The organism is Mesorhizobium sp. M1396 (assembly GCF_040317725.1).
Lineage (GTDB): Bacteria > Pseudomonadota > Alphaproteobacteria > Rhizobiales > Rhizobiaceae > Mesorhizobium.
The window spans coordinates 14091-36835 of the sequence record NZ_JAMYLA010000045.1 but is presented as its reverse complement, the minus strand read 5'-3'; the positions used below and the strand labels follow the sequence as shown (position 1 = coordinate 36835).

Sequence of the window (22745 nt, the reverse complement as noted above, 5' to 3'; positions counted from 1 at the left end):
CTTGATCATCTCAAAAGGGATAACTGGCAATGGCTATTCCCGTAGACTCGCCTCTCTACGCGGTTGTCGATGATATCGTCAACGCCGCCGGAAGTCCCGACCCCCTCGCACGAATAAGGGCGGCGTTGGGCGACCATACGAACCGCCTTCACGCCTTGGGGGTGCTCGTCCATGAAGAAGAGGACGACGAGGTGCTGCTCCATGCAAGCCCGAATTTGACGATCTATCACATCACCCTGTCGCCCGGCCTGCGGTACCCGCCGCACAACCACCTGATGGATGCGTTGATCGGCATCTACAAAGGTGGCGAAACCAACTTCATCTATCCCGATGCGACCAGCAAGCTCGATGCGCCGCAAAGGCAGGATTCCACCGCGCCCACCGTCGTGCACTTGCCCCCAAATACCGTGCATTCGGTCGCCAACACGGGCAGCGTACGGTCGGGCGCGCTGCATGTCTATCTGGGCGATCTGCCGGCGACCCATCGACAGCTCTGGGACTTGCAAAGCAATCAAGCCGAACCCTTCGACAACGATCGCTATCTGGCCGGCGCCCAGCCCATCGAGCGGGATGGAGTGCCGGCTGGCGATTGGCGAAAGCCGGGATGAAGTCTGATCTCCTCCTTTGCGGGGGAGATTGGCAGCTCCACGGTCAGCGTCTCTAGCTCGACCCTCAGAACAGAAACGCAGCCGTGGCAGGGTTCGGCCCGGTGCGGCCGGTGGTTGAATCCATGCCCCGGATCGTCTGCAGATCCTGCGCATCCAGCTTGAAATCGAAGACATCGAAATTGGCGGCGATGCGATCCTGGCGGATCGATTTTGGAATGACGATCAGCCCCTCCGTGAGATGCCAGCGGATGATCGTCTGGGCCACCGACTTGCCATGCTTCTTGGCGATGCCTGCGAGGGTCGGATCGCCGAGCAGCCGGCCGCTGCCCAGCGGGCTCCAGCTTTCGATGCGGATGTCATGGGCGGCATGAAAATCCCTGAGGCCGCGCTGCTGGAACTGGGGATGCAGCTCGATCTGGTTGACGACAGGCGTCACGCCGGTTTCGCCGATGATCCGCTCCAGATGGTCCTGGTTGAAATTCGAAACGCCGATCGACTTGATGCGGCCGGCCTGCCTGAGCTCCACCAGCGTCTTCCAGGCCTCGACATACTTGTCCTGGCTGGGCACCGGCCAGTGGATCAGGAACAAGTCTATCTGCTCGATGCCGAGCTTGCCCATCGTCTCGTCAAAGGCGCGCAGCGCCGCATCGCGCTGGTGCGCGCCGTTGCGCAGCTTGGACGTGATGAACAGCTCGCCGCGCGGCACGTCGGCGTCGCGGATCGCCTCTCCGACCCCCTCCTCGTTCCGGTAGCCTTCGGCGGTGTCGATCAGACGATAGCCGGCCTCGATCCCCCAACCCACCACTTGCGCCGTGATGTCCTGATCGACCTGCCACACGCCAAGGCCGAGTTGGGGAATGGCGGAGCCGTCGTTCAACGCAATCTTCTCAGGCATGGTGGGCTGTTCAGACATGGTGGGGATTCCTTGCAAGGATGGTCCAGGCGGTTCGCCCGGTGCACGCCTATCTAGGTTCGACAGGGGGCGACGGCCAGACGGCCGCAGATAAATTTGCCGCGAGCGATCCGCCGTCCTGATCCTTGGTCGGAAGATTCGGCCTCACCGCGGCCGGCGCACCGCCCGCACCACGCCGGCGGAGGTGCTGCCGCAGAAGAGGCGGTCGCCGCCATCGGATTCAAGCCCCGATACCCCTATGCCGGCCGGCATGTCGAGCTTTTCCAGAACCTTGCCTGACTGCGGGTCGACGCGGCGCAAATCGCTCTGGTCGGCTTCCCAGGTGGCGTGCCACAGCTCGCCGTCGACCCATGTCACCCCGGTGACGAAGCGGTTGGATTCGATGGTGCGCAAGATTGCTCCGGTCTCGGGGTCGATCTGGTGGATCTTGCGCTCGCGGTATTGCCCCACCCAAAGCGTCCCTTCGGCCCAGGTCAGCCCGGAGTCGCCGCCGCCGCCGGGTGCCGGAATGGTGGCCAGCACCTCCCCGGTATCCGGGTCGATCTTCTGTATCAGGTCGTTGGCAAGCTGGAAGAAATGCTGGCCGTCATAGGCGGTGCCGGCATGCGCGGCGACATCGATCGAGCGCAGTGCCCGCCCGCTCTCCGGATCGAAGGCGTTCAGCTTCTCGCCCGAGGCAAACCAGACGTTGTTGCCGTCAAAGCTCACTCCATGCACCCTCTCCACCCCCGGAAAGGGTCCGTACTCGCGCAGGACTTCGGCCGCTGAATGTCTCATGTCTTGATCCTCGATGTTGGTGGTCATTCCGCCGATCATGTTCCAAGGTGTGTCGAGATTCAGGTCAGGCCGCGCCGAAAATGGTGGCTTCCGAGAACCGGAGCGGAGCGTACTTTTCGTACGAGAGCACCGGAAGCGCGGGGAGCCGCCGTTTGCAGGCCGCCTCACCTGAATATCGACACACCTTAGCCGTTCGGCAGCGGGGACGGGAGTAACAAGGTCGTCGTGAATCCTGCCACCGGCGGCGTCATCCAGCGGCGCGCCCGGCCGTGCCCGAAAAACTGCACTTTGCCGGCCTCGCCAAGCTGCTCCAGCGCCCGCTGCACGCTGCGCTGGCCGGTGCCAAGCGCCAGCGCCAGCGCCGAGCTCGCCCAGGATTCACCATCGGCGAGGAAGGCCAGCACCGCCGCGTGCCGCTCCTCGATCGGCCGCGCCAGCACCACCACCTCGCGCGCCTTGCTCGGCGCCAGCGCGAAGCCTTGACTGGTCGCGCCTATGTCCGCCAGCCCCCGCAACTCGGTGCGCAGCCGGCCAATCTCGACCCGCAGCCGCGCCCGATGCGATTCATCGGCGTGCCTGCCGCCGAAAGCTTCCGCGATCAGCCGCGCTCTCGATACATCACCAGGCCACGCTTCGGCGAGCGTGCGTGCCAGCGCAAACAGCACCGGGCGCGTTGCCAGCGAGACGGTTGCTTCCTGCTGGCGCACGACATAGCGGAAGCTATCGATCACCAGTGCCGGCGACGCCTGCAACTCCTCGACGTCCTCGAGCAGCAAGGGGCGCTGCTCACCACCCGCGATCAGCCGCGCCGCCGGCGTGTCCAGTGCCAGGAATGCGTTTTCGACCTCCGCGATCAGGCCTGGAATGCCGGCCCGGCGGGCGGCATGGCGTGCCCACTCCAACGCCCTGCGCGCCGGCTTCGTCTTGAGGCGCCGCATCGCGATGCCGGCGACGGCGAGCTCGTGCGCGGCCCTCGAGGCCGGCGGAAGCGGCATCGGATCGAGCCCGGCCAGCACGTCTTCGGCCTCGTCGAGACGGCCGATCAAAAGCAGACGCCGCACCTTGAGGTGGCCGGCATGCGCGGCGTTCAGCCGGTCGCCATGCTTTTCCAGCGTCGCCCGCGCCGCATCCAAGGCCTTGGCGGGCCAGCCGAGGTCACGCGAGACCAGCGCGATCTCGGCCTCGGCGACGACGCATCTGGCGCGCGCCACCGCCTCTTTCGGGCCAAAGCCGCGCGCGGCCCGACGCAGCAGCGCCTTGGCGCGACCGAGATCGCCGAGTTGCGCCATCGCGATGCCACGCAGCGCCAGCGCCGGCGGATCTTCGCGCAAGGCGACACGATCCAGCGCGCCGAGCGGATCGCCCCCGGCCAGTGCCAGTGCCGCCGCGGTGATCAGCGAGTCCATTCAAATCCCGTCACATTTGTAACTCCCACCCCAGCGCTCAGCGCCCTAACTTAAGTCATGGCCGCCAACCAGCAAGCCGTATCGGCGCCGTGGCCGCCGTTGACGCCAATATCCGCATTCGCTAGCCTGAGCATCTCAGGTATCAATATTAAGCATCTCATAAGGGATAATTGACATGCCTGACTCCGACCACCACGCGACGAATGACACGGCCGGGCGCACCGAGCGGATGCGCCACCCCTGCTGCGGCGGGCCGGCCCTTTCAAATCCCGTCACACTTGTAACTCCCACCCCCGCGCTTGACCGCCCTATTCTCGCTCACAGCAAACAATCACACGTCGCAACGGCGCGACAACAGACTGGCAAAGGAGACGACCAATGACCACGCACACCGCTATGAAGACCCCGCCGATCGTTTCAAGACAGGACTGGGAAGCCGCCCGCGAACAGATGCTGGTGAAGGAGAAGGCCACGCTGCGCGCCAAGGATGCTTTGGCCGCCGAGCGCCGGCGGATGCCCTGGATGGAAGTCGACAAGGCCTATGTGTTCGAGGGGCCGAATGGCAAGGCCAGCCTGCTCGATCTGTTCGAAGGCCGCCGGCAGTTGATCGTCTACCGCGCCTTCTTCGAGCCCGGCGTGTTCGGCTGGCCCGAACATGCTTGCCGCGGTTGTTCGCTCGGCGCCGACCAGGTCGGCCACCTCGCCCATCTCAATGCCCGCAACACCACGCTTGCCTACGCTTCGCGCGCCCCGCAGGCCGACATTGCGCGGCTGAAGCAGCGGATGGGCTGGGAGATGCCCTGGTATACCATTACGGATAGCTTCGACAAAGACTTCGGTGTCGACGAATGGCACGGCCACAACGTCTTCATCCGCGATGGCGACCGCATCTTCCGCACCTACTTCATCAACAGCCGCGGTGACGAGGCGATGGGCACGGTATGGAGCTATCTCGACGCGACGCCGCTTGGCCGCCAGGAGATCTGGGAGGATTCGCCCGAAGGCTATCCGCAGACCCCGCTCTACTCATGGTGGAACTGGCACGACAACTACGATGCCGGGCCAGACAAGACATGGGAAGAAGTGTCGGCGGCCGGCGAAGCGGCGTTCCGCGACAAGGACCAGTAAGGCCTATCCAGCTTGGGTTCCTCGCCCCACGAAGTGGGGAGAGTTGGCTCGGCGAAGCCGGAGACGGAGAGGGGACTGCGCCCTACGAAAGCCCCCTCTCCGTCCGCTTCGCGGCCACCTCTCCCCCGCCTTGGCGGGAGGGCGAGGAACCCCAAGTCCTGGAAGGTCGCGCGCCCCCGCCACATGCGGCGCCCCGGCGCTGGCATGATAATTAAGGAAAACGGACCATGAGTGATATTCACACAGGTGCCAGGAGCACGATCCCTGAAGGCACCATGCACAGCATCGCCGACTGGCTGTGCCTCGCCGCGGCACCCACCTTCGCGCTGATGGCGCTGCTCTCCTGTCTTCAGGGTGCCGACGCGGCCATGCTGTGCATGGGCACGAGCGCCTCGCCGCTCACTGGAATGGCCGCGATGTATCTCCTGATGAGCGCCTTCCATCTGGCGCCCTGGTTGCGGGTGATTTCCGGCCGGCAGGTCCGATAGGCCCAGCGCGCCGCCCGACGACGGGACGACAAGACAACCACTATCTATCAGCAGAAGCTAATTGACAGTCCAAGGGAAACGGCGCTCACTGGCTGGCACAGGTGGATCGCGGCATCAGGCGGGCGATATCGACCGCCGGCGTCATCTGAAGCAATTCCCGGGAAAGCGCGAAGCGGATTTCTCGGACAAGCGCATAGCGCTTTCCTGTGGGAATTGCGTAAAACCAGGGAGGACGCCATGCCAACCGTTATCGGCCATCACAACATCACGAAAGACAGCAAGCACTGGCTCAGTTCACCCAAGCGTAAGGAGCTTTTCGGCTCGCTTGGGATCACCAATATCCGCACGTTCGTCGATCCGCAGAACCCGAAACAAGTGGCCGTGATGATGGACGTTCCGGACCTGGATAAGATGGCCGCTTTGATGCAGAGCAAGGCGGCGGCCGACGCGATGGCCCATGATGGCGTGGTACCGGAGTCGCTGGTGATCCTGGTCGAAGCGAAGGGCTAGCTAGTCGTTCCAAAACCGACGCGCTTTTTGGGCGCCGGGTTTCAATGCAGGTGCCTGAGCTTGTCGGGGTTGCGCATCACATAGATTGCCGCAACGAAGCGCTTCAGGTCGCGATGTCATTGACCGGCAGCAAGGGCTTGGGAAGGTCGGCCTCCCCAAGCCCGCTGCGCAGTTCGATCTCGATGTCGCGGCATATCTGCGAGATCGGAACGTCGTTGGCATTGCCCTCGAAGGGATTGGCGCTGCTTTCGCCGACCTGGTCGAGCGACATATAGGCCCAGCCCAGGAGCGTGCTGAACGGGATCGTCAGCCAGATCGCGATCGGGCCGAGCATGCCTCCCAGTTTGCCCATGTCGGCAAAGACCGGAACCACCCCGAACGGCAACAGGGTGCAAAAGATCATGACGAACATGGAGCTGACGATGGCGTATTGCCTTGGATAGGGATTGTTCTTGATACGATCGCAGCGCGCCTGCTGATCATGGAAATCGCGGATCAGCTTGATAAGCTCGACATAGACCTGCGGAGGGATTTTTGCGTCCTTGAACAACGCATTGACCTGGACCGACTGCATTTCGAGCAGGGCTATCGCCGGCTGAGGCGACTTGAGCACGTCCTCGGCCTGTTCGGCCAGCAGCGGACGCAGTTCCTCGGCGACCGAACTCGCATCCTCATGGATGCGATAGCGCCGCCGGTATTCGACATTGGCGGCCCGCGCCATGGATTCCCACGGCATCGGCCGCCGCAGGGCGAACCTCAATGCCGTCATCCAGGCGATATGGCGGTAGATGAGTTGCCTTGCCGTCGGCGCATCGATGAAGTCCCTGCAGAAATTGGACCACAACCGGCTGCTCGCCGTGATTTGCGTAAAGGCCTGCAGCGCGTCACTGCTGCGGGTGAACACTTGTGAATTCTTGAACCCGGCAACGAGCGACACGGTGGTGCCGAGCACGAGCACCACCGACCATGGCACCGAGAAGCCGGCCATCCCCGGTAGACGGTAAGCAGCAACAGCCAGCCCGCTCACCACCGCCATGTAGATGACGCTGCGCCGCGACCAGAGCGCGAAATCGATCACCTTGTAGGAACGGCCTACATACATCGGATGCCCCCTCAAATCATGGACAGGTCTGGTTGTCGGGCGGCCGGAATCCGGTCGCCCTCACCGTGCCTTTACAGCCCCGAACCGCAACCCGTCCATCAAGAGCTTGACCAGCCGGCGCGAACGGTCGCGCCATTCCGGTGTGTCCGGCGCCGAGTAGATCCCCGATAGTGCGTGCAGCACATCGGACGCGTCGACGTCGCCGCGGATGGTTCCGTCGGCCACCGCGGCTTCGACCAGCTGCCGCAGGGCCTGCGACACCCGGCCGGACGTGTCGGAGAACAGCGTCGAATTGGTGTTGAGCAGGATGCGAAGGCTGGTCGCCAGGCCGCGCTTGGTGGCGATGTAATCGACGAAGCGCTGCATCCACTGTTCCAGCGCGACATCGGACGGGTGTTTTTCGGCGAGCTCGCCGGCGGCCGCGCACAGCGCCTCCACCTCGCGCCGGTAAACCACTTCGACCAGATGCTCGCGTGTCGGAAAATGCCGGTAGAGCGTGCCGATGCCGACCCCGGCCTGGCGCGCGATCTCTTCCAGCGAGGCATCGATACCGCGCTCCGCAAAGACGGATGCCGCCACCTCGACCAGCCGGTCGCGGTTGCGCTGCGCATCGACGCGCAGCGGCTTTGCCTCTGCGGCCTGGGCCTTCTGTTCAGCGATGGCGGACGGCTCGGTGACCAATTTTTTCTCCACAGCATGTCAGGGGCCTTGAACCCGGTCGGGTCAACCCCCACGTAATAAACGGAGGCGCCTCCGATTTAGTGGAGTACCTTTATCATATAGTCAGGGGAACGGATATGTCACGTCTTTCGAAGCTGCAAGGTCACTGGAGACTGGCGAAGGCCGCGAAGAGCGTTATCTCCCCCCTCGAGGGGGAGATAACGCCGAAGGCGACAGAGGGGGTCGCCTCACATAGAGCGCTAACCTTCATTCGCCGCAGGAGGTTGCACCCGGTCAAACCGACCCCCGCTGCCCTGCCGGGCATCTCCCCCTCAAGGGGGGAGATTAGCCATCGCCTGCCCATTCCTTCCCATCCGCGTCAAGCAACTGGAGCCAGACGCCCATGACCAAGACAACAATTCCCGTCCACCTCGATATCAATGGCCATCATCACGAGTTGCAACTCGAGCCGCGCGTCACGCTGCTCGATGCCTTGCGCGACCGGCTCGGCCTGACCGGCACCAAGAAGGGCTGCGACCACGGCCAGTGCGGCGCCTGCACCGTGCATGTCGACGGCGAGCGCGTGCTTGCCTGCCTGACGCTGGCCGCGCAAGTCGAAGGCCGCACCGTCACCACCATAGAGGGGCTTGCACGCGAGGGCGAACCGCATCCCGTGCAGGCTGCCTTCCTCGAACAGGACGCCTTCCAGTGCGGCTATTGCACGCCGGGCCAGATCATGTCGGCGGTGGCCTGCATCCGCGAGGGCCATGCCGGCTCGGATGACGAGATCCGCGAATACATGGCCGGCAATCTCTGCCGCTGCGGCGCTTATCCGCACATCGTCGCCGCCGTTCGCCAGGCTGCGTTGGAGGTCGCATCATGAGGGATTTTTCCTATCTGCGCGCCGGCTCGGTCGATGCGGCAAGACAGGCAGCCGCCCTGCCCGGCGCCATGCTGTTCGCCGGCGGCACCACGCTCATCGACCTCGCCAAATGCGGCGTCGCCGAGCCCGAGACGCTGGTCGACATCACCCATCTCGAGGGGCTGAACGGCATTGAACTGAACGAGCGTGGCGCCACCATCGGCGCGCTTGCCAAGACGAGCCACGTCGCCGACCATGCGGGCATCAAGAGCCGCTTCCCCGCCGTCTCGGAAGCGCTGTGGCAGGCAGCCTCGGCGCAGATCCGCAACATGGCGACCATCGGTGGCAATCTGATGCAGCGCACGCGCTGTCCTTACTTCCGCGATCCGGCGAATTTCCCCGCCTGCAACAAGCGGGAACCCGGCAGTGGCTGTTCGGCCGTCGGCGGCGTCACCCGAGGCCACGCCGTGCTCGGCACCAGCGGAGCCTGCATCGCCATGTATCCGGGTGACCTCGCAGTGGCGCTGGTCGCCTTCGACGCGATCGTGCATCTAGGCGATCGCCAGGTTTCGGTGGACGACTTTTTCCTGCTGCCCGGCACCACGCCGGACAGGGAACACGCGATCGAACCGGGCGAGATGATCACCGCCATCGAAATCCCCGGCTCGGCCGCTGCCCGGCGTTCGACCTATCTCAAGATCCGCGATCGGCAATCCTATGAATTCGCCGCGGCCAGTGCTGCCGTCGGCATCGAGTTCGAGGCCGATGGGCGCACGATCCGTGACCTGCGCGTGGCGCTTGGCGGCGTCGCGACCAAACCGTGGCGGGCGCGAGCCGTGGAGGACGCGCTGAAGGGCAAGGTGCTGGAACCAGATGCTGTCCGCGCCGCCAGCCTGCTCGCGATCGAAGGCGCCGTCGACCATGGTGCCAACCACTACAAGATTGAACTGGCGCCGCGCGTTGTCGCGCGCGCCATCCTCAAAATGGGAGAGACGGCATGACCGTTCGCAACATCAGACATGGTGATGCATCCGACGGCGCGCTGGCGGAAGTCGTCGGCGGCCGGCTGTCGCGCGTCGATGGTCCGGCTAAGATCACCGGCGCAGCCAAATACGCCGTCGAGCAGCAGCTCGAAGGCCTCGCCTACGCCGTGCTGGTCGAAAGCACGATTGCGTCGGGCAAGGTGCGCGCGATCGACACCGAGGAGGCGCAAGCAGCACCCGGCGTGCTGCAAGTGCTGACGCCGGACACCATCATCAGCCTGAAACCCGCATCGGACTGGTTCGGCACACCGCCGCCCGACAAGCCCTACTGCCCGCTGGTGCGCGACATCACCTTCTCCGGCCAGCATGTCGCCGCTGTCGTCGCCGAAACCTTCGAGCAGGCGGTCGCCGCGGCAGCCCTCCTCAAGGTCAGCTATGACGAGACGCCCGCCATCGTCGACCTCAGCGACGCCAAGGCCGGCGACGGCATCCCGATCGACGCCATGACCAAGGAATGGGGCGACGCGCAGGCCGCTTTCGCCTCGGCCCCGGTGCGCATCTGCGCCGCCTACAACACGCCGCGCGAATACCAGGCGCCGATGGAGCCGCATGGCTTGATCGCCCGCTGGGAGGGCGATCACCTCACCGTATGGGAGCCGAGCCAGTGGCTGGACGGCATGGCTCGCACCTATGCCGAATGGTTCGGCGTGCCGTTCGAAAATGTGCGCCTGGTCTCGCCCTATATTGGCGGCGGCTTCGGCTCCAAGGCGCTGGCGCTTAGCCATGGCGCGGTGGCGGCGTCTGCCGCCAAAATGCTCGGCCGGCCGGTGCGGCTGGTGATGACGCGGCCGCAGACCTTCACCGGCTATGGCGGCCGCGCCGCGACGCGACAGACGGTGACGATCGGTGCCGACCGGCAAGGAAAGATCCAGTCGATCGTACATCGCGGCGTCAATGAAACATCCGTCGACGGCATGTGGGTCGAGCCGCTCGGATCGGTCACTTCGATCATGTACGCGACGCCGAATTTCTCGTCCAGGCAGAATGTCGTGCGGGTGAATTCGGTGGTGCCTGGCGCCATGCGCGCGCCGGGCGAAAACCCCTCTGCCTTCGGCATCGAAAGCGCCATCGACGAGCTTGCTTACGAAGTCGGCATCGATCCGCTGGAGATCCGGCTCAGGAACTATGCCGAGCAGGATCCGGAAGCGAAAAAAGCCTGGTCGACCAGGCAGTTGCGCGAGGCTTTTGCCACCGGCGCGGAACGCTTCGGCTGGTCCAGGCGTACGCCCGAACCGCGCTCCATGCGCGACGGCAATCAGCTGATCGGCTGGGGAGTAGCGGCGGGCACCTATCCCGTGCGGCGCGCCTATGGCGAGGCGATCGTGCGCATCCTGGCCGACGGCTCGGTCGAGGTCGAAAGCTCCTCGATCGACATGGGCCAGGGCACCTACACCATCCTGGTGCAGACCGCAGCCGAGACGGTCGGCGTGCCGGCCGACAATGTCGTGGTGAAGCTCGGCGACTCGCGCTTCCCCCGCGCCGGCGTCGCCGGCGGCTCGCGGCTGGCCGGCGTGATGACCGGTGCTGTCTACAAGGCGGCGACCTCGGCGCTCGATCAGCTGATCGGGCTGGCGATCAGCGATCCACGCTCACCCTTCCACGCCCTGCAGGCCAACACTTTGGTTGTCGCCAATGGCCGTATTTCATCGCCACGCGGCGACGGCCCTGATGTCTCGATCTCCGAGTTGCTCAAAAGCGTCGGCCGCGACCACATCGAGGCCACCGGCGACACCATGCCGGCCAATTCGACGCCAGAGGATCGCTACAAAAACTACACCACCATCGCCATGGCGCTGCCGCACACCGAGGGCGACTATTCCCGCCACTCCTGGTGCGCGCATTTCATCGAGGTGCGCGTCGATGAGGATTTCGGCACGGTGCGGGTATCGCGCGTGGTGTCGGCGCTGGATTCCGGCCGGCTCTACAACCCGAAGCTCGCCGAAAGTCAGTGGAAGGGCGGCATCATCATGGGCATCGGCCAGGCGCTGCTCGAAGAAGGCATCGTCGACCGCCGCCATGGCCGCATCGTCAACAACAACCTCGCCGATTATCTGGTGCCGACCAATGCCGACATCCCGGATATCGAGGTGATCTCGGTCGGCATCCCCGACCTGCATTCCTCGGTGCTCGGCGGCAAGGGCGTCGGCGAACTGGCCATCGTCGGCGTTGCCCCCGCGATCGCCAACGCGGTGTTTCATGCGACGGGCAAGCGGGTTCGGGATTTGCCGATCACGCTGGAGAAGCTGATCTGAGGATGAGAGCGTGATCTCCCCCCTTGAGGGGGGAGATGGCCGGCAGGCCAGAGAGGGTCGGTTCGACTGGGCTCGGCCCAATGCAGCAGATCAGGTTGGCGCTTCACGCGAGACGACCCCCTCTGTCGCCTTCGGCGACATCTCCCCCTCGAGGGGGGAGATTATCCGCTTCCTCACCACTCCAACCCGAACACCAGCTTGCCGAAGTGCAAGCCGCCGGCGGCCATGTGTGTGTAGGCTTCGACCGCTTCGTTCTGCGAAAACACCTTGTCGACGACCGGCTCGATCCTGGCCGCGCCGATGGCGCGGGCGGCGTCGCGAAGGTCGGACACCGATCCGGTGTTGTTGCCGAACACCTTCAGAGCCTTGATGATGATCGGCAGCAGGTTGATCGTGGCCTCGGCGCCGGTAACGAAACCGATGGTGAACAGCGTGCCGCCGGGCGCGGTGGCGTTGATGGCGCGGGCAAAGGTGGCGGTGCCGCCGGTCTCGACGACGAGGTCGGCGCCGAGGCCGCCCGTCAGCTCCAGCACCTTTCCGTCCCAGTCGGGCGTCGCGCGGTAGTTGATGAGATGATCGGCGCCCAGTGCCTTCGCCCGCTCCAGTTTCTCGTCCGACGACGAGGTGATGATGACGGTGGCGCCGGCGGCTTTCGCAAGCTGCAGGGTGAAGATCGAGACACCGCCGGTGCCGAGCAGCACGACGACCGAGCCCGGCCCGACATCGGCGGCACGGATGGCGTTCCAGGCGGTGGTGCCGGCGATCGGCAGCGTCGACGCCGCCTCGAAGGAGAGATGCGCCGGCACCGGCACGACCGAATTGGCCGGCAGCGCGACATATTCGGCCAACGACCCCGGCAGCGAGATGCCGCGCATCTGCGTCATCTCGTAAGGCCGCGGCCGGCCACCGATCCAGCGCGGCTTGGCATGGGCGACGACGCGATCGCCGACGGCGAATCCCGTAACCCCCTCGCCCAGCGCGACGATCTCGCCGGCGCCGTCGGCGACAGGGATGAGCGGAAAGCTCGGTCCAGGATAATTGCCGCTCGCCACCGCGACATCGACGAAATTGAGGCTCGCCGCACGCTGGCGGATCAGCACCTCGCCGCGCTGCGGTTCGGGGGTGGCAATGGTGGCGGCGCGGAAGGCGTCCAGCCTGGGTTGGCTCAGTTCGATGGCTTTCATGGTTTCACTCCGGTGGGACGATTAATGGGTTGAGTGAAGCTATCTGCTGCGATATGTTTGGATAATCCTTGCCTTTTACATTTCAGTAATGTGACTTATGCAGCAATCTCACGAGCCGATGACCCTTGCCGAAATGGTGGCCTTCGCGGCCATCGCCGAGGCGCGCTCCTTCACCAGGGCGGCGGCGCGTGTCGGGCGCGACGCGACCATCCTGTCGCGGCGGCTGCAATCGCTGGAGGAGCGGCTGGGCGTCAGGCTGCTCCATCGCACGACGCGCAGCGTGTCGCTGACGGAAGCGGGCGCCGAATTCATGGTCCGGGTGCGCGCCATCCTCGCCTCCGTGGACGAGGCCGAGTCTGCCGCGTCTGCACATGCCGGCGGCGGCCCGCGCGGCCTGCTCAGGCTGGCGCTGCCCGGCACGTTCGGGCGCATGTGGATCGGGCCGCTGCTGCCCCAATTCCTTGCCGAATTTCCCGATGTCCGCATCGAGGCCGAATTCTCCAACCGCTTCGCCGATCTGGTCGCCGAGAATTTCGACGTCGCCGTGCGGCTCGGCGCGCTGGAGGATTCGCGCCTGGTGGCGCGCAAGGTGGCGACGCGGCGGCGGCTGCTCTGCGCCGCCCCCTCCTATCTCGCCCGAAGGGGCAGGCCGGAGACACCGCGGGCGCTGCTCGAACATTCCTGCCTGGGCTTCAGCGGCTTCCAGACCTTTCCGGCCTGGGAGATGACCGACCGCGAGGGGCGGAGCGTGCGCGTCGAGGTATCCGGGCCGTTGGTCACCGATGATGCCGAGGTGCTTGTCGAGGCCGCCGTGCAAGGCGTCGGCCTGATGATGAGCACCGACTGGCTGGTCGGCCGCGAGCTCGCCGACGGACGGCTGGTGCCAATCCTGGAGGACTGGACGCTGGCCGACGAAGGCGCGATCTATGTCGTCACGCCCTCAGCCAAGGGACAAGCCGCCAAGACCCGCGCCTTCGCCGACTGGATCGGCAAGCGCTTCGCGCCGGAACCGCCCTGGCGGCGGTGAGGGTTGCCACAGTGATTGGCCGGCACGCAAAGGGGGTGCGCGTTGCGCCGAATTATCGTCAACCTGCAGCCATTGCGCAACGTCGCGTTGGGCGCCATCACTGAGGTGCAAGCGGCGTGGCTATGTCCGAAACGAGCTTGACGAGATCGGCTTGGCGTCTCGTGCTGGTTTTGGCGAAGATACGGTTGAGGTGGGTCTTCAAGGTGTTTTCGCCGATGCCGAGCGCCAGCGCGCTCTTCGACGCGGACAATCCGCTGCCGATGCGCAGCAGGACCCGCGCCTCCGCGGGCGTCAGGTCGAACAGCGCGGTGAGGACGGCTTCAGGAAGCGGAGAGGAAGACGTCGTCGTCGACACGAAGACAGCGGCATATGCCGGCCGGAAAGCCGCGCGGGCGGTTCCTTCGGTCAACGGCAATACATAGGCGACGGCGGGCGGCTGACCCGGGGCGGAAATGGGCAGGCCTATGCCGCGGGAGCCGAGCGAAGCGTCCTCGCTCGCGGCACCGGCGATTGCCTCCAGCAGGGCGCGGGCCGTCACCGGATTCTGCGCCTGAAGCAGGCCCTTCCTAGAAAGAATGGGACCTTGCGCCGAAAACATTCGATCGGCCGCCCGATTGGCATGGAGGATTGCTCCGTTGGCGCCGGTAAGAACGACAGGCACGGCGAGACGGTCGAGCGCTTGGCGATAAAGGTCGGCGGTAACGCGGGCCTGATCGAGCAGATCTCCAATCAGGGAAGCACGGCGCAGATGCGGCGAGAGCAATGCCAGGAAACGCTGTTCTTCGATTGAGATGATCTCCCTGCTGGCCCGCGTGGTGCAACCCATGAGCCCGATCCGGTCCGGCGTATGAACGAATTTGGTGATGCAGGCCTCGCGCAATCCCTGCGGTCTGGCCCAATTCTGGAAAAATGGCGTCTGCTGGAGTTCGGCTTCGCTCATAAGAGACAACGTCGCAACGGGCGTGTCGATGTCGCCGACGATCGCGGCCTTCAGTCCGGGAATTGCGTCAAAATCATAGTCCTCCTGGAGCATGCGCATTTGCACGGGATCCCAGGGCGATTGAGCCGCGAAGCGGCCACGATTGCCGGCAGTGCTGGCAAGCGCGATGGTGGTGTAGGCGGCGTCGACCGCCTCCGTGATCCGGGTCATTACCCCGGCCCAGCCGTCGGGGTTCAAAACGCAATCGTAGATATCACCGACAATCGAAGAAAGTACTTCGCCGCTCAGCCTCTCCACCAAGCCTCCTATTCCACGTGCCCACTTCCATGGATGGCGAGCAGCGCCTCATTGTAAAAAAAGCCGATCTCACCTCGAACGATTTTGCCGCGTCATACTTTCGGGTGACGCCACGCGTCGTTATACTCGGTTATGGGTCTAATTCAATCAGTTGAACGCCAGATGATTAACCGTCCCGAACTAGAAAACATTTCGTTCGATATTCTTTGAAGCTGTGGTCATCGGGGTGTTCCATTGTCGCGAAAGACGGTGTTTTCATCGGCTCAACTGCCCTCGCATCTCAGTGATCGCGATCGATTTTCCCTCTGGCAAGACATCCACGTCGCTGAGATATGGTCGGTCGAATACGGAATATCGGACAACCTGCCTTTCCAAGCTGCTATCGAAGCAACGGCTGTCGGATCACTGGTTCTTGGCCAGATGTCCGGAACGATCAACCATGCAACGAGGAAGGCAAGCAATATCGCCGATGACGGCAACGATGGTTATCTCCTGCTGATAAACAAATCCGACACGCTGCTGACCGGCGCACAGGTCGGCCGCGACTATGGTGTCGGACAGGGAGAAGCGGTCCTGGTCACTGCATCGGAAGCGCTGAAAATGAACGGTGCCGACAGCAATGTGTGGACAAACGTGGTGGTCCCCCGTGCTGTCCTCACCCAGGCCTTCCCGCGGATCGATGACAGGCTGGCGTTGAAGATCGGCGCCGAGAACGAAGCTCTCGATTTTCTCAAGCGTTATTGTCAACTTCTTGAAACCGGCCGCCCTCTCGTCTCGCCCGATCTGATAGCGCACGCGACGGAAACGATCGTCGATTTGATCGGCCTGGTGACAGGCGCCAAAGGCGAGCCTGCCGAACTAGCCGGCTTACGCGGGTTGCCAGCGGCCAGGCTGCAGGCGGTGCTGGCGAAGATCGCCGACAATTTCGCCAACCCCGGCATCTCGGCGCAAGGCGTCGCGCAGGAACTCGGCCTGTCGGCGCGCTATGTTCACGATCTCCTGCAGGAGACGGACATCAGCTTTTCCGAGCGCGTTCTCGAACTGCGCCTGCAGACGGCCCACAGGATGCTCTCGCAGAGACAGAATGGCGGGATGCGCGTCAGCGAAATTGCCATGATCAGTGGCTTCAGCGATGTGTCGTATTTCAACCGCTGCTTTCGCCGCCGATTCGGCTACACGCCAACGAGCGCCAGATAGTAATCCGGATACCCGGAAGCCGGACACGCGATTTCCGATTCCCTCTCGTCGAAAGCCGAGATCCGCGGCGATCGATGGCGCCAAACTGCCACAGTGCACGGAAAAAGTACGGCACCTCACTCCAGTCCAATTCCAGTGCGGTCCTGCCCAAGACAACAGCTAGGCTCCAATGACATGTCAGCCTCAGGGTGAAACGACTGTCATGTCAGGGGATTGAATGCTGCGGAACACATTTGGAAGCCGCAAGGCGAAGGCGTTGAAGTATCTGGCGCTGACGTCGACGGCGCTGGTCGGTCTTGGCCAGCCAATCGCCGCCAAAGCGGCCGAGACCTGGACCGGCACTGTTTCCACGAACTGGTTTACCGCCGGAAACTGGAGCCCTGTGTCGGTGCCGACAGCGGCCGATAATGTCACTATCAACACAACCACCACAAACCCGACCGTCATCAACGCCGGAAATGCTTTTGCCGCGGGTCTCACCATAGCAGATGGCTTTTCTTCAACCGGTGATCTCACCATTTCGAATGCCGGCACTCTCACCAGTCAAGACGGTACATTGGCATATTCAGCAACCGCCAATGCATCGGCAACGGTTACGGGCGCCGGCTCCTCGTGGAGCACTTTCGCCAACCTTGCAATTGGATATGGGGGCACTGGGACGCTGACGGTCTCGAACGCCGGCACGGTCAGCAACACCGGTGGCTACCTCGGTTACGCGTCGGGTTCCAATGGTATGGTCAACGTCACCGGTGCCGGCTCCTGGAACAACAGCTCGAATCTCTATGTGGGCAATTCTGGCGCCGGCACGATGATCATCACCGCGGGCGGCAAAGTAACAAGCACCGACGCATATTTGGGCTACAACGGAGGCTCGACCGGCACGGCGACGGTCGATGGCGCGGGCTCTGCGTGGAACGGAACCCATCTTTCCATAGGTAGCCATGGGGCGGGTTCGCTAACGATCTCAAATGGCGCTTCGGCGCTGTTTTCAAATACGATAACAATCGCGAATAATTTGGGATCAACCGGGTCCCTGACGGTGGATGACGCGACCTTCACGACATTCGCACCTTTGAATGTCGGCGTTTCCGGCAACGGTTCGCTGATCGTCAAGAATGGCGGCGCCGTCAGCAGCCAGTACGGTGACATAGGTGTGAATGCGGGTTCAGTCGGCACAGCTTCCGTCGACGGCTCGACCTGGACGATGACTGGCGGACTGGATGTCGGGGAATCCGGCACCGGTACTCTCGATATCACCAAGGGCGGCGTTGCCAGCAACGCAGACGCCGCTGTTGGCGTCAACGCAGGCTCCAGCGGATCGGTCACTGTCAATGGTGCGAGTTCGACGTGGACGAATTCCGGGGTTTTGACTCTTGGTCAAAACGGCACGGCCAGCCTGGTCGTTTCCGCGGGCGGCAAAGTAACAAGCACCGACGCATATTTGGGCTACAACGGAGGCTCGACCGGCACGGCGACGGTCGATGGCGCGGGCTCTGCGTGGAACGGAACCCATCTTTCCATAGGCAGCCATGGGGCGGGTTCGCTAACGATCTCAAATGGCGCTTCGGCGCTGTTTTCAAATACGATAACAATCGCGAATAATTTGGGATCAACCGGCTCCCTGACGGTGGATGACGCGACCTTCACGACATTCGCACCTTTGAATGTCGGCGTTTCCGGCAACGGTTCGCTGATCGTCAAGAATGGCGGCGCCGTCAGCAGCCAGTACGGTGACATAGGTGTGAATGCGGGTTCAGTCGGCACGGCTTCCGTCGGTGCCGGCTCGACCTGGACGATGACTGGCGAATTGGATGTCGGGGAATCCGGCACCGGTACTCTCGATATCACCAAGGGCGGCGTTGTCAGCAATGCCGACGCCGCTGTTGGCGTCAACGCAGGCTCCAGCGGATCGGTCACGGTCAATGGCGCGGTTTCGACATGGACGAATTCCGGGCTTTTGACTCTTGGTCAAAACGGCACGGCCAGCCTGGTCGTTTCCGCGGGCGGCAAGGTAACAAGCACCGACGCATATTTGGGCTACAATGGAGGCTCGACCGGCACGGCGATGGTCGATGGTGGGGGCTCGACCTGGACCAACAGCTCGGACCTGTATGTCGGCGATCACGGCGCCGGCAATCTGGCGATCACCCACGGCGGTGCAGTCAGCAATGTCGCGGGTTATGTTGGCAAATCGGCGGGCTCGACCGGCATGGTGTTCGTCGACGGCGGCTCGACCTGGACCAGCAGCTCCAACCTGCTTGTCGGCGATTTCGGCACCGGCACCCTGACGATCACCAAGGGTGGCGCGGTCAGCAACAGCTGGGCGGCCATTGGCGCGAAGGCGGGCTCGACCGGCATGGTCTTCGTCGACGGTACCGCCTCGACCTGGATCAACAGTTCCAACCTGGCTATCGGCGATTTGGGCACGGGCACCCTTGCGATCACCAACGGCGGCGCGGTCAGCGATGCCTCGGGCTATGTTGGCCACTCGGCGGCCTCGACCGGCATGGTCTTCGTCGACGGTGCGGGATCGAAGTGGACGAACAGCGGGAATCTCTATGTCGGCGGTCTCAGCACGGGCACGCTGACGATCTCGAACGGCGGCGCGGTCAGCAGTGACGACCTGTTCGTCGGCTACCAGGGCACCGGTGCACTGAACATCCTGAACGGCGGCAAGCTCACCAACCAAGCCGCGAGCCTCGGCGAAGTCGATACCGCAACGGCGACCGCGACGGTGGACGGGCCGGGATCCTCCTGGAGCACCGATGACGTTCTTGCCGTGGGCGCCGGCGGTCACGCGACACTTTCCATCACCAACGGCGGTTCAGCAGATGCCGATGCGGTCGTTGTCGGCGGGGCAACGACAGCCATTGGTGCGGTTACCGTCGACGGCGCGGGTTCGAAATGGACCAACAAGAACGGCCTGTACCTTGGCGATCAAGGAAGCGGCACTCTTACCGTCACCAATGGCGGCGTAGCCTCCGGCGGCTTTGCCTACATGGCGATCGGTGCGGATGCCACCGGCCAGGCAACGGTCGACGGCACGGATTCGCTGTGGGAGATGCATGGCGACCTGCTGATCGGTTTTGATGGTACGGCTTCGGTGACGCTCTCCAACGGCGGCACCGCTATTGTGGACGGCCTTACCGTGATCGCCAGTCAGGCAGGCTCGACCGGCAACCTCAACATCGGCGGCGCGGCAGGCTCCGCGGCGACGGGCGCCGGCATCTTCGATCCCGCCGCGTTGCAGTTCGGCGCCGGCACCGGCGCGCTCAATTTCAATCATACCGGCGCAAACTACGCCTTCGGCGCCATCATCGGCGGACTGGGCACGATCAACCAGATCGCCGGCAATACCAACCTGACCGCCGATTCGAGCGGCTTCACCGGCGCCACCAACGTGAGCGGCGGACGGCTGGCCGTGAACGGCTCGCTGGCCAATTCGCTAGTGACGGTCTCGGGCGGCACGCTGGGCGGCAACGGCACGGTGGGCGGCATCGTGGCGCAAGCGGGCGGCATCATCGCGCCGGGCAATTCGATCGGCACGCTCAACGTCGCCGGCGACATCGACCATGCAGCGGGCTCGATCTACCAGATCGAACTCACCTCGACCGGTACCTCCGATTTCCTGCATGCGACGGGTGCAGCAACGATCGACAGCGGCGCGCTGATCGACGTGGTCAAACTCGACGGCGCGCCTTATGTGGCGGGCACGCACTATACCGTGTTGCAAGCCGATAGCGGCGTCACCGGGACCTACACGGTTACCGGCGACACTGGGGCGGCTTTCCTCGGCCTGGTCGACAGCTACGACGCCAATCACGTCTATCTCGATGTCGTCCAAAAGACCTTCGCCTCGGTCGGGCTGACGCCCAACCAGATCGCCACAGGCGGCGGCGCTGAAGGCCTGGGCAGCGGCAATGCGCTCTATGACGCCATCATGCAACTGCCCACGGAGGCGGCTGCTCAGGACGCCTTCGACCAGCTCTCGGGCGAAATCCATGCCTCGGCCAAGGGCATGCTGGTCGAGGACAGTCGCTTCGTTCGCGATGCAGCGAATGCCCGCATCAGCGCCGCCTTCGGCGATGCTGGCGCGGCCGCATTGCCGGTCATGGCCTATGGCGAAGGTGGGCCGGAGATGGTGTCAGCCGACACCGATCGTTTCGCCGTCTGGGGCCAGGCTTTTGGTTCCTGGGGCAATACGGACTCCGACGGCAACGCCGCCGCCTTCGACCGCTCGACCGGCGGCCTGTTGGCCGGCGCCGATACGTTGGTCGGCGGCTGGCGCGTCGGTCTGCTCGGCGGCTACAGCCATTCGAGTTTTGACGCCGATGATCGCAATTCATCGGGCAAGAGCGACAACTACCATCTCGGTCTCTACGGCGGCACCAATTGGGGCGCGATCGCCTTCCGCACCGGTGCCGCCTACAGCTGGAGCAGCCTCTCGACAAAACGCGCCGTCGCTTTCAACGGTTTCACGGACGCGCTGTCGGCCGACTACGACGCCGGCACCGCGCAGGTCTTTGGCGAACTCGCCTACAAGGCCGATGCCGGGCGCTTCAAGCTCGAGCCATTCGCCAATCTCGCCTATGTCAGCGTGCACACCGATGGCTTCACCGAAACGGGCGGCGCGGCGGCGCTGACCAGTGCCGGCTCGACCACCGACGCCACCTTCACCACGCTGGGCTTGCGCGGCTCCACCGATCTTGCGCTTGGCGGCATGAACGCCACCGCGCGCGGCATGCTCGGCTGGCGTCACGCCTTTGGCGACACGGCGCCGCTGTCCGCGTTCGCCTTCGCCGGCGGCGATGCCTTCACCATCGCCGGCGTGCCGATCGCCAGGGATGCAGCGCTTGTCGAAGCCGGGCTCGACCTGCATCTCGCTGCCAATGCGACGCTCGGCCTGTCCTATTCCGGCCAGTTCGGCGGCGGCGGCATCGATCAGGGCGCCAAGGTCGATCTCGGCATCAAGTTCTGACAACAGGCGGAAATGACATCGCCACGCGGTCCATGAACCCGCCGGCCCTCCCCCTATTCCGGCGACGGCACCGGTGGCTTCGACGTGACCGCGGCACCGAAAGCCGCGGCAATTACGGCGGCGATCCCGGCGCATTGCGTGGTGGTCAGGCTCTCGTGCAGGAACAGGAAGCCGGCCAGCGCGCCCAGCCCCGGCTCCAGGCAGGTCAGCGTGCCGTAGATGCGGGCCGGCATCCGGGTCAGCGCCACCATCTCCAGCCAGAACGGCAGCGCGCTCGAAAACAGGCCGACGAGCAAGGCACTGATCAGGATCGACGGCGCCAGCAGCGCGGTCCCCGCTTGCGCCACGCCGAAAGGCAGCACCAGAACGGCAGCGATGGCCATCCCATACGCGGTGGTGCGCGAGCCCAGTTCCGCGCCGGCCTTCTGGGCCAGCACGATGTAGAGCGCCCAGAAGCCGCCGGCCGCCAGCGCCAGCATCACCCCGGTCGGATCGAGCGGCTGGAGCGAACGGACGAAAGGCGACAACAGCACGATGCCGGCCACCGCCAGCGCGATCCAGGCAAAGTCGCTGGCGCGCCGCGAGGCCAGCGTCGCCAGCAGAAGCGGACCGGAAAACTCCAGCGCCACCGCGATGCCGAGCGGAATGGTGGCAAGTGCGGCGTAGAACAGGAGGTTGAGCGCGCACAGCGTCACCCCATAGGCGACCAGCCACGGCATGGTGGCGCGCGAGGGTCGCACCTGCCAGGGCCGCAGCACCGCGATCAGCATCAGCGCGCCGACGACGAGCCGCAGCGTCGTCGTGCCTTGCGCGCCGATCAGCGGGAACAGGCCCTTGGCGAAGGTGGCGCCGATCTGGATCGACACCATGGCCCCCATCAGCGCCGCGACAGGCAAGGGCGCCGCTTCGCGACGGGCAACCGACGTCAATGTCACTTTGGTTCGTCCTCCCTGCCGCCGGGCCAAAACCCGCCTGGCTGCATGGAAATAGGGCGAACCGGCCCACCTGTCGTGAGGCAGCAGGCAACTGCCTGCTGGGGCAAGCAGTGCGGGCATGCTGCAACCTACCCGGGCACCGACCACGGCGAAGAAGATGTCCGTCGACAGCACATTGAAATTGCCGCCCAGCACCAGCGGAGGCGGTGTGATGGATAGTGCCGCAACCCACCAGGTCGCGGGCCGCATCACCAGGCAGGCGGTCATCGTCGCTGAATAGCCGCGGTCGGGACCGTGCGGGCAATCGGCGAAAAACCGGCGACCATGCTGCAGCGCGCAAACAAGGCTGATTCTCTAGAGAAAGCCGCCAAAAAGCTGGAAATCGGGGCAGTTTTGCCGATTTTTTAGCGCTTGCTCACTTAAGTATTTCAGCTGGGT

The 22745-nt window shown here is 64.3% G+C and carries 19 protein-coding genes; 11 read left to right on the top strand and 8 right to left on the bottom strand.

Features of this window, described 5'->3' with window-relative positions; genetic code table 11:
- The first annotated feature begins 29 nt into the window (after window positions 1-29).
- A complete protein-coding gene (locus NKH02_RS25235; RefSeq protein WP_352882395.1) occupies window positions 30-608 on the top strand; it encodes an autotransporter in 579 nt (192 codons plus the stop codon).
- Window positions 609-672: 64 nt separating this feature from the next.
- Here NKH02_RS25235 and NKH02_RS25230 read toward each other — a convergent pair whose 3' ends face one another.
- The 3 genes from NKH02_RS25230 to NKH02_RS25220 form a co-directional block, all read right to left on the bottom strand.
- Window positions 673-1521 (bottom strand): aldo/keto reductase, encoded by an 849-nt coding sequence (locus tag NKH02_RS25230; protein ID WP_352882393.1) that lies wholly within the window; start codon window positions 1519-1521, stop codon window positions 673-675.
- A gap of 144 nt (window positions 1522-1665) precedes the next feature.
- A complete protein-coding gene (locus tag NKH02_RS25225; RefSeq protein ID WP_352872486.1) occupies window positions 1666-2298 on the bottom strand; it encodes a Vgb family protein in 633 nt (210 codons plus the stop codon).
- A gap of 185 nt (window positions 2299-2483) precedes the next feature.
- On the bottom strand, window positions 2484-3704 hold the full coding sequence (locus NKH02_RS25220; protein WP_352882392.1) for a helix-turn-helix domain-containing protein: 1221 nt from the start codon (window positions 3702-3704) through the stop codon (window positions 2484-2486).
- Between the two features lie 378 nt (window positions 3705-4082).
- Here NKH02_RS25220 and NKH02_RS25215 point away from each other — a divergent pair, with 378 nt between their 5' ends.
- The 3 genes from NKH02_RS25215 (at window position 4083) to NKH02_RS25205 (ending at window position 5830) form a co-directional block, all read left to right on the top strand.
- Entirely contained in the window at window positions 4083-4832 is a 750-nt protein-coding gene (locus NKH02_RS25215) for a DUF899 domain-containing protein (protein WP_352872490.1), read from the top strand.
- Window positions 4833-5059: 227 nt separating this feature from the next.
- Complete coding sequence (locus NKH02_RS25210; protein WP_352882391.1) at window positions 5060-5320, top strand: hypothetical protein; 261 nt, start codon at window positions 5060-5062, stop codon at window positions 5318-5320.
- 237 nt (window positions 5321-5557) lie between these two features.
- A complete protein-coding gene (locus tag NKH02_RS25205; protein ID WP_352872494.1) occupies window positions 5558-5830 on the top strand; it encodes a hypothetical protein in 273 nt (90 codons plus the stop codon).
- Between the two features lie 103 nt (window positions 5831-5933).
- On the opposite strand, the gene NKH02_RS25200 is transcribed toward NKH02_RS25205, so the two are convergent.
- Window positions 5934-6932, bottom strand: coding sequence for a bestrophin family protein (locus tag NKH02_RS25200; RefSeq protein WP_352872496.1), 999 nt, complete (start codon window positions 6930-6932; stop codon window positions 5934-5936).
- Between the two features lie 60 nt (window positions 6933-6992).
- A complete protein-coding gene (locus NKH02_RS25195; RefSeq protein ID WP_352882389.1) occupies window positions 6993-7613 on the bottom strand; it encodes a TetR/AcrR family transcriptional regulator in 621 nt (206 codons plus the stop codon).
- A gap of 382 nt (window positions 7614-7995) precedes the next feature.
- On the opposite strand from NKH02_RS25195, the gene NKH02_RS25190 reads away from it, so the two are divergent.
- From NKH02_RS25190 to NKH02_RS25180, 3 genes are read left to right on the top strand one after another with little or no spacing between them, the layout of a single operon-like run.
- Complete coding sequence (locus NKH02_RS25190) at window positions 7996-8475, top strand: (2Fe-2S)-binding protein (protein ID WP_023760152.1); 480 nt, start codon at window positions 7996-7998, stop codon at window positions 8473-8475.
- Window positions 8472-9455 (top strand): FAD binding domain-containing protein, encoded by a 984-nt coding sequence (locus tag NKH02_RS25185; RefSeq protein WP_352882387.1) that lies wholly within the window; start codon window positions 8472-8474, stop codon window positions 9453-9455. The genes NKH02_RS25190 and NKH02_RS25185 overlap by 4 nt, the downstream gene beginning before the upstream one ends.
- A complete protein-coding gene (locus NKH02_RS25180) occupies window positions 9452-11749 on the top strand; it encodes a xanthine dehydrogenase family protein molybdopterin-binding subunit (RefSeq protein WP_352882386.1) in 2298 nt (765 codons plus the stop codon). Before NKH02_RS25185 ends, NKH02_RS25180 begins: the two co-directional genes overlap by 4 nt.
- A gap of 173 nt (window positions 11750-11922) precedes the next feature.
- Here the strand turns inward: NKH02_RS25180 and NKH02_RS25175 are convergent, their stop codons facing one another.
- Complete coding sequence (locus NKH02_RS25175; RefSeq protein WP_352872504.1) at window positions 11923-12933, bottom strand: zinc-dependent alcohol dehydrogenase family protein; 1011 nt, start codon at window positions 12931-12933, stop codon at window positions 11923-11925.
- A gap of 97 nt (window positions 12934-13030) precedes the next feature.
- Between NKH02_RS25175 and NKH02_RS25170 the strand changes: the two genes are divergently transcribed.
- Entirely contained in the window at window positions 13031-13960 is a 930-nt protein-coding gene (locus NKH02_RS25170; RefSeq protein WP_352882385.1) for a LysR family transcriptional regulator, read from the top strand.
- A gap of 97 nt (window positions 13961-14057) precedes the next feature.
- On the opposite strand, the gene NKH02_RS25165 is transcribed toward NKH02_RS25170, so the two are convergent.
- Window positions 14058-15197: a helix-turn-helix transcriptional regulator gene (locus NKH02_RS25165; RefSeq protein ID WP_352882419.1), complete on the bottom strand. Its 1140-nt coding sequence runs from the start codon at window positions 15195-15197 to the stop codon at window positions 14058-14060.
- A gap of 420 nt (window positions 15198-15617) precedes the next feature.
- On the opposite strand from NKH02_RS25165, the gene NKH02_RS25160 reads away from it, so the two are divergent.
- Window positions 15618-16394, top strand: coding sequence for an AraC family transcriptional regulator (locus tag NKH02_RS25160; protein ID WP_352882383.1), 777 nt, complete (start codon window positions 15618-15620; stop codon window positions 16392-16394).
- A gap of 217 nt (window positions 16395-16611) precedes the next feature.
- Window positions 16612-21372, top strand: coding sequence for an autotransporter outer membrane beta-barrel domain-containing protein (locus NKH02_RS25155; RefSeq protein ID WP_352882381.1), 4761 nt, complete (start codon window positions 16612-16614; stop codon window positions 21370-21372).
- A 53-nt stretch (window positions 21373-21425) separates the two neighbouring features.
- Here the strand turns inward: NKH02_RS25155 and NKH02_RS25150 are convergent, their stop codons facing one another.
- Entirely contained in the window at window positions 21426-22307 is an 882-nt protein-coding gene (locus NKH02_RS25150) for an EamA family transporter (protein ID WP_352882379.1), read from the bottom strand.
- Window positions 22308-22425: 118 nt separating this feature from the next.
- Between NKH02_RS25150 and NKH02_RS25145 the strand changes: the two genes are divergently transcribed.
- A complete protein-coding gene (locus tag NKH02_RS25145) occupies window positions 22426-22587 on the top strand; it encodes a hypothetical protein (RefSeq protein ID WP_352882377.1) in 162 nt (53 codons plus the stop codon).
- Window positions 22588-22745 lie beyond the last annotated feature (158 nt).

Excerpts from the sequence above, each read along its gene's own strand:
- NKH02_RS25235 (WP_352882395.1), top strand. The coding sequence starts at position 30 with ATGGCTATTCCCGTAGACTCGCCTCTCTACGCGGTTGTCGATGATATC.
- NKH02_RS25230 (WP_352882393.1), bottom strand. The coding sequence starts at position 1,521 with ATGTCTGAACAGCCCACCATGCCTGAGAAGATTGCGTTGAACGACGGC.
- NKH02_RS25225 (WP_352872486.1), bottom strand. The coding sequence starts at position 2,298 with ATGAGACATTCAGCGGCCGAAGTCCTGCGCGAGTACGGACCCTTTCCG.
- NKH02_RS25220 (WP_352882392.1), bottom strand. The coding sequence starts at position 3,704 with ATGGACTCGCTGATCACCGCGGCGGCACTGGCACTGGCCGGGGGCGAT.
- NKH02_RS25215 (WP_352872490.1), top strand. The coding sequence starts at position 4,083 with ATGACCACGCACACCGCTATGAAGACCCCGCCGATCGTTTCAAGACAG.
- NKH02_RS25210 (WP_352882391.1), top strand. The coding sequence starts at position 5,060 with ATGAGTGATATTCACACAGGTGCCAGGAGCACGATCCCTGAAGGCACC.
- NKH02_RS25205 (WP_352872494.1), top strand. The coding sequence starts at position 5,558 with ATGCCAACCGTTATCGGCCATCACAACATCACGAAAGACAGCAAGCAC.
- NKH02_RS25200 (WP_352872496.1), bottom strand. The coding sequence starts at position 6,932 with ATGTATGTAGGCCGTTCCTACAAGGTGATCGATTTCGCGCTCTGGTCG.
- NKH02_RS25190 (WP_023760152.1), top strand. The coding sequence starts at position 7,996 with ATGACCAAGACAACAATTCCCGTCCACCTCGATATCAATGGCCATCAT.
- NKH02_RS25185 (WP_352882387.1), top strand. The coding sequence starts at position 8,472 with ATGAGGGATTTTTCCTATCTGCGCGCCGGCTCGGTCGATGCGGCAAGA.
- NKH02_RS25180 (WP_352882386.1), top strand. The coding sequence starts at position 9,452 with ATGACCGTTCGCAACATCAGACATGGTGATGCATCCGACGGCGCGCTG.
- NKH02_RS25175 (WP_352872504.1), bottom strand. The coding sequence starts at position 12,933 with ATGAAAGCCATCGAACTGAGCCAACCCAGGCTGGACGCCTTCCGCGCC.
- NKH02_RS25170 (WP_352882385.1), top strand. The coding sequence starts at position 13,031 with ATGCAGCAATCTCACGAGCCGATGACCCTTGCCGAAATGGTGGCCTTC.
- NKH02_RS25160 (WP_352882383.1), top strand. The coding sequence starts at position 15,618 with ATGTCCGGAACGATCAACCATGCAACGAGGAAGGCAAGCAATATCGCC.
- NKH02_RS25155 (WP_352882381.1), top strand. The coding sequence starts at position 16,612 with ATGCTGCGGAACACATTTGGAAGCCGCAAGGCGAAGGCGTTGAAGTAT.
- NKH02_RS25145 (WP_352882377.1), top strand. The coding sequence starts at position 22,426 with ATGCTGCAACCTACCCGGGCACCGACCACGGCGAAGAAGATGTCCGTC.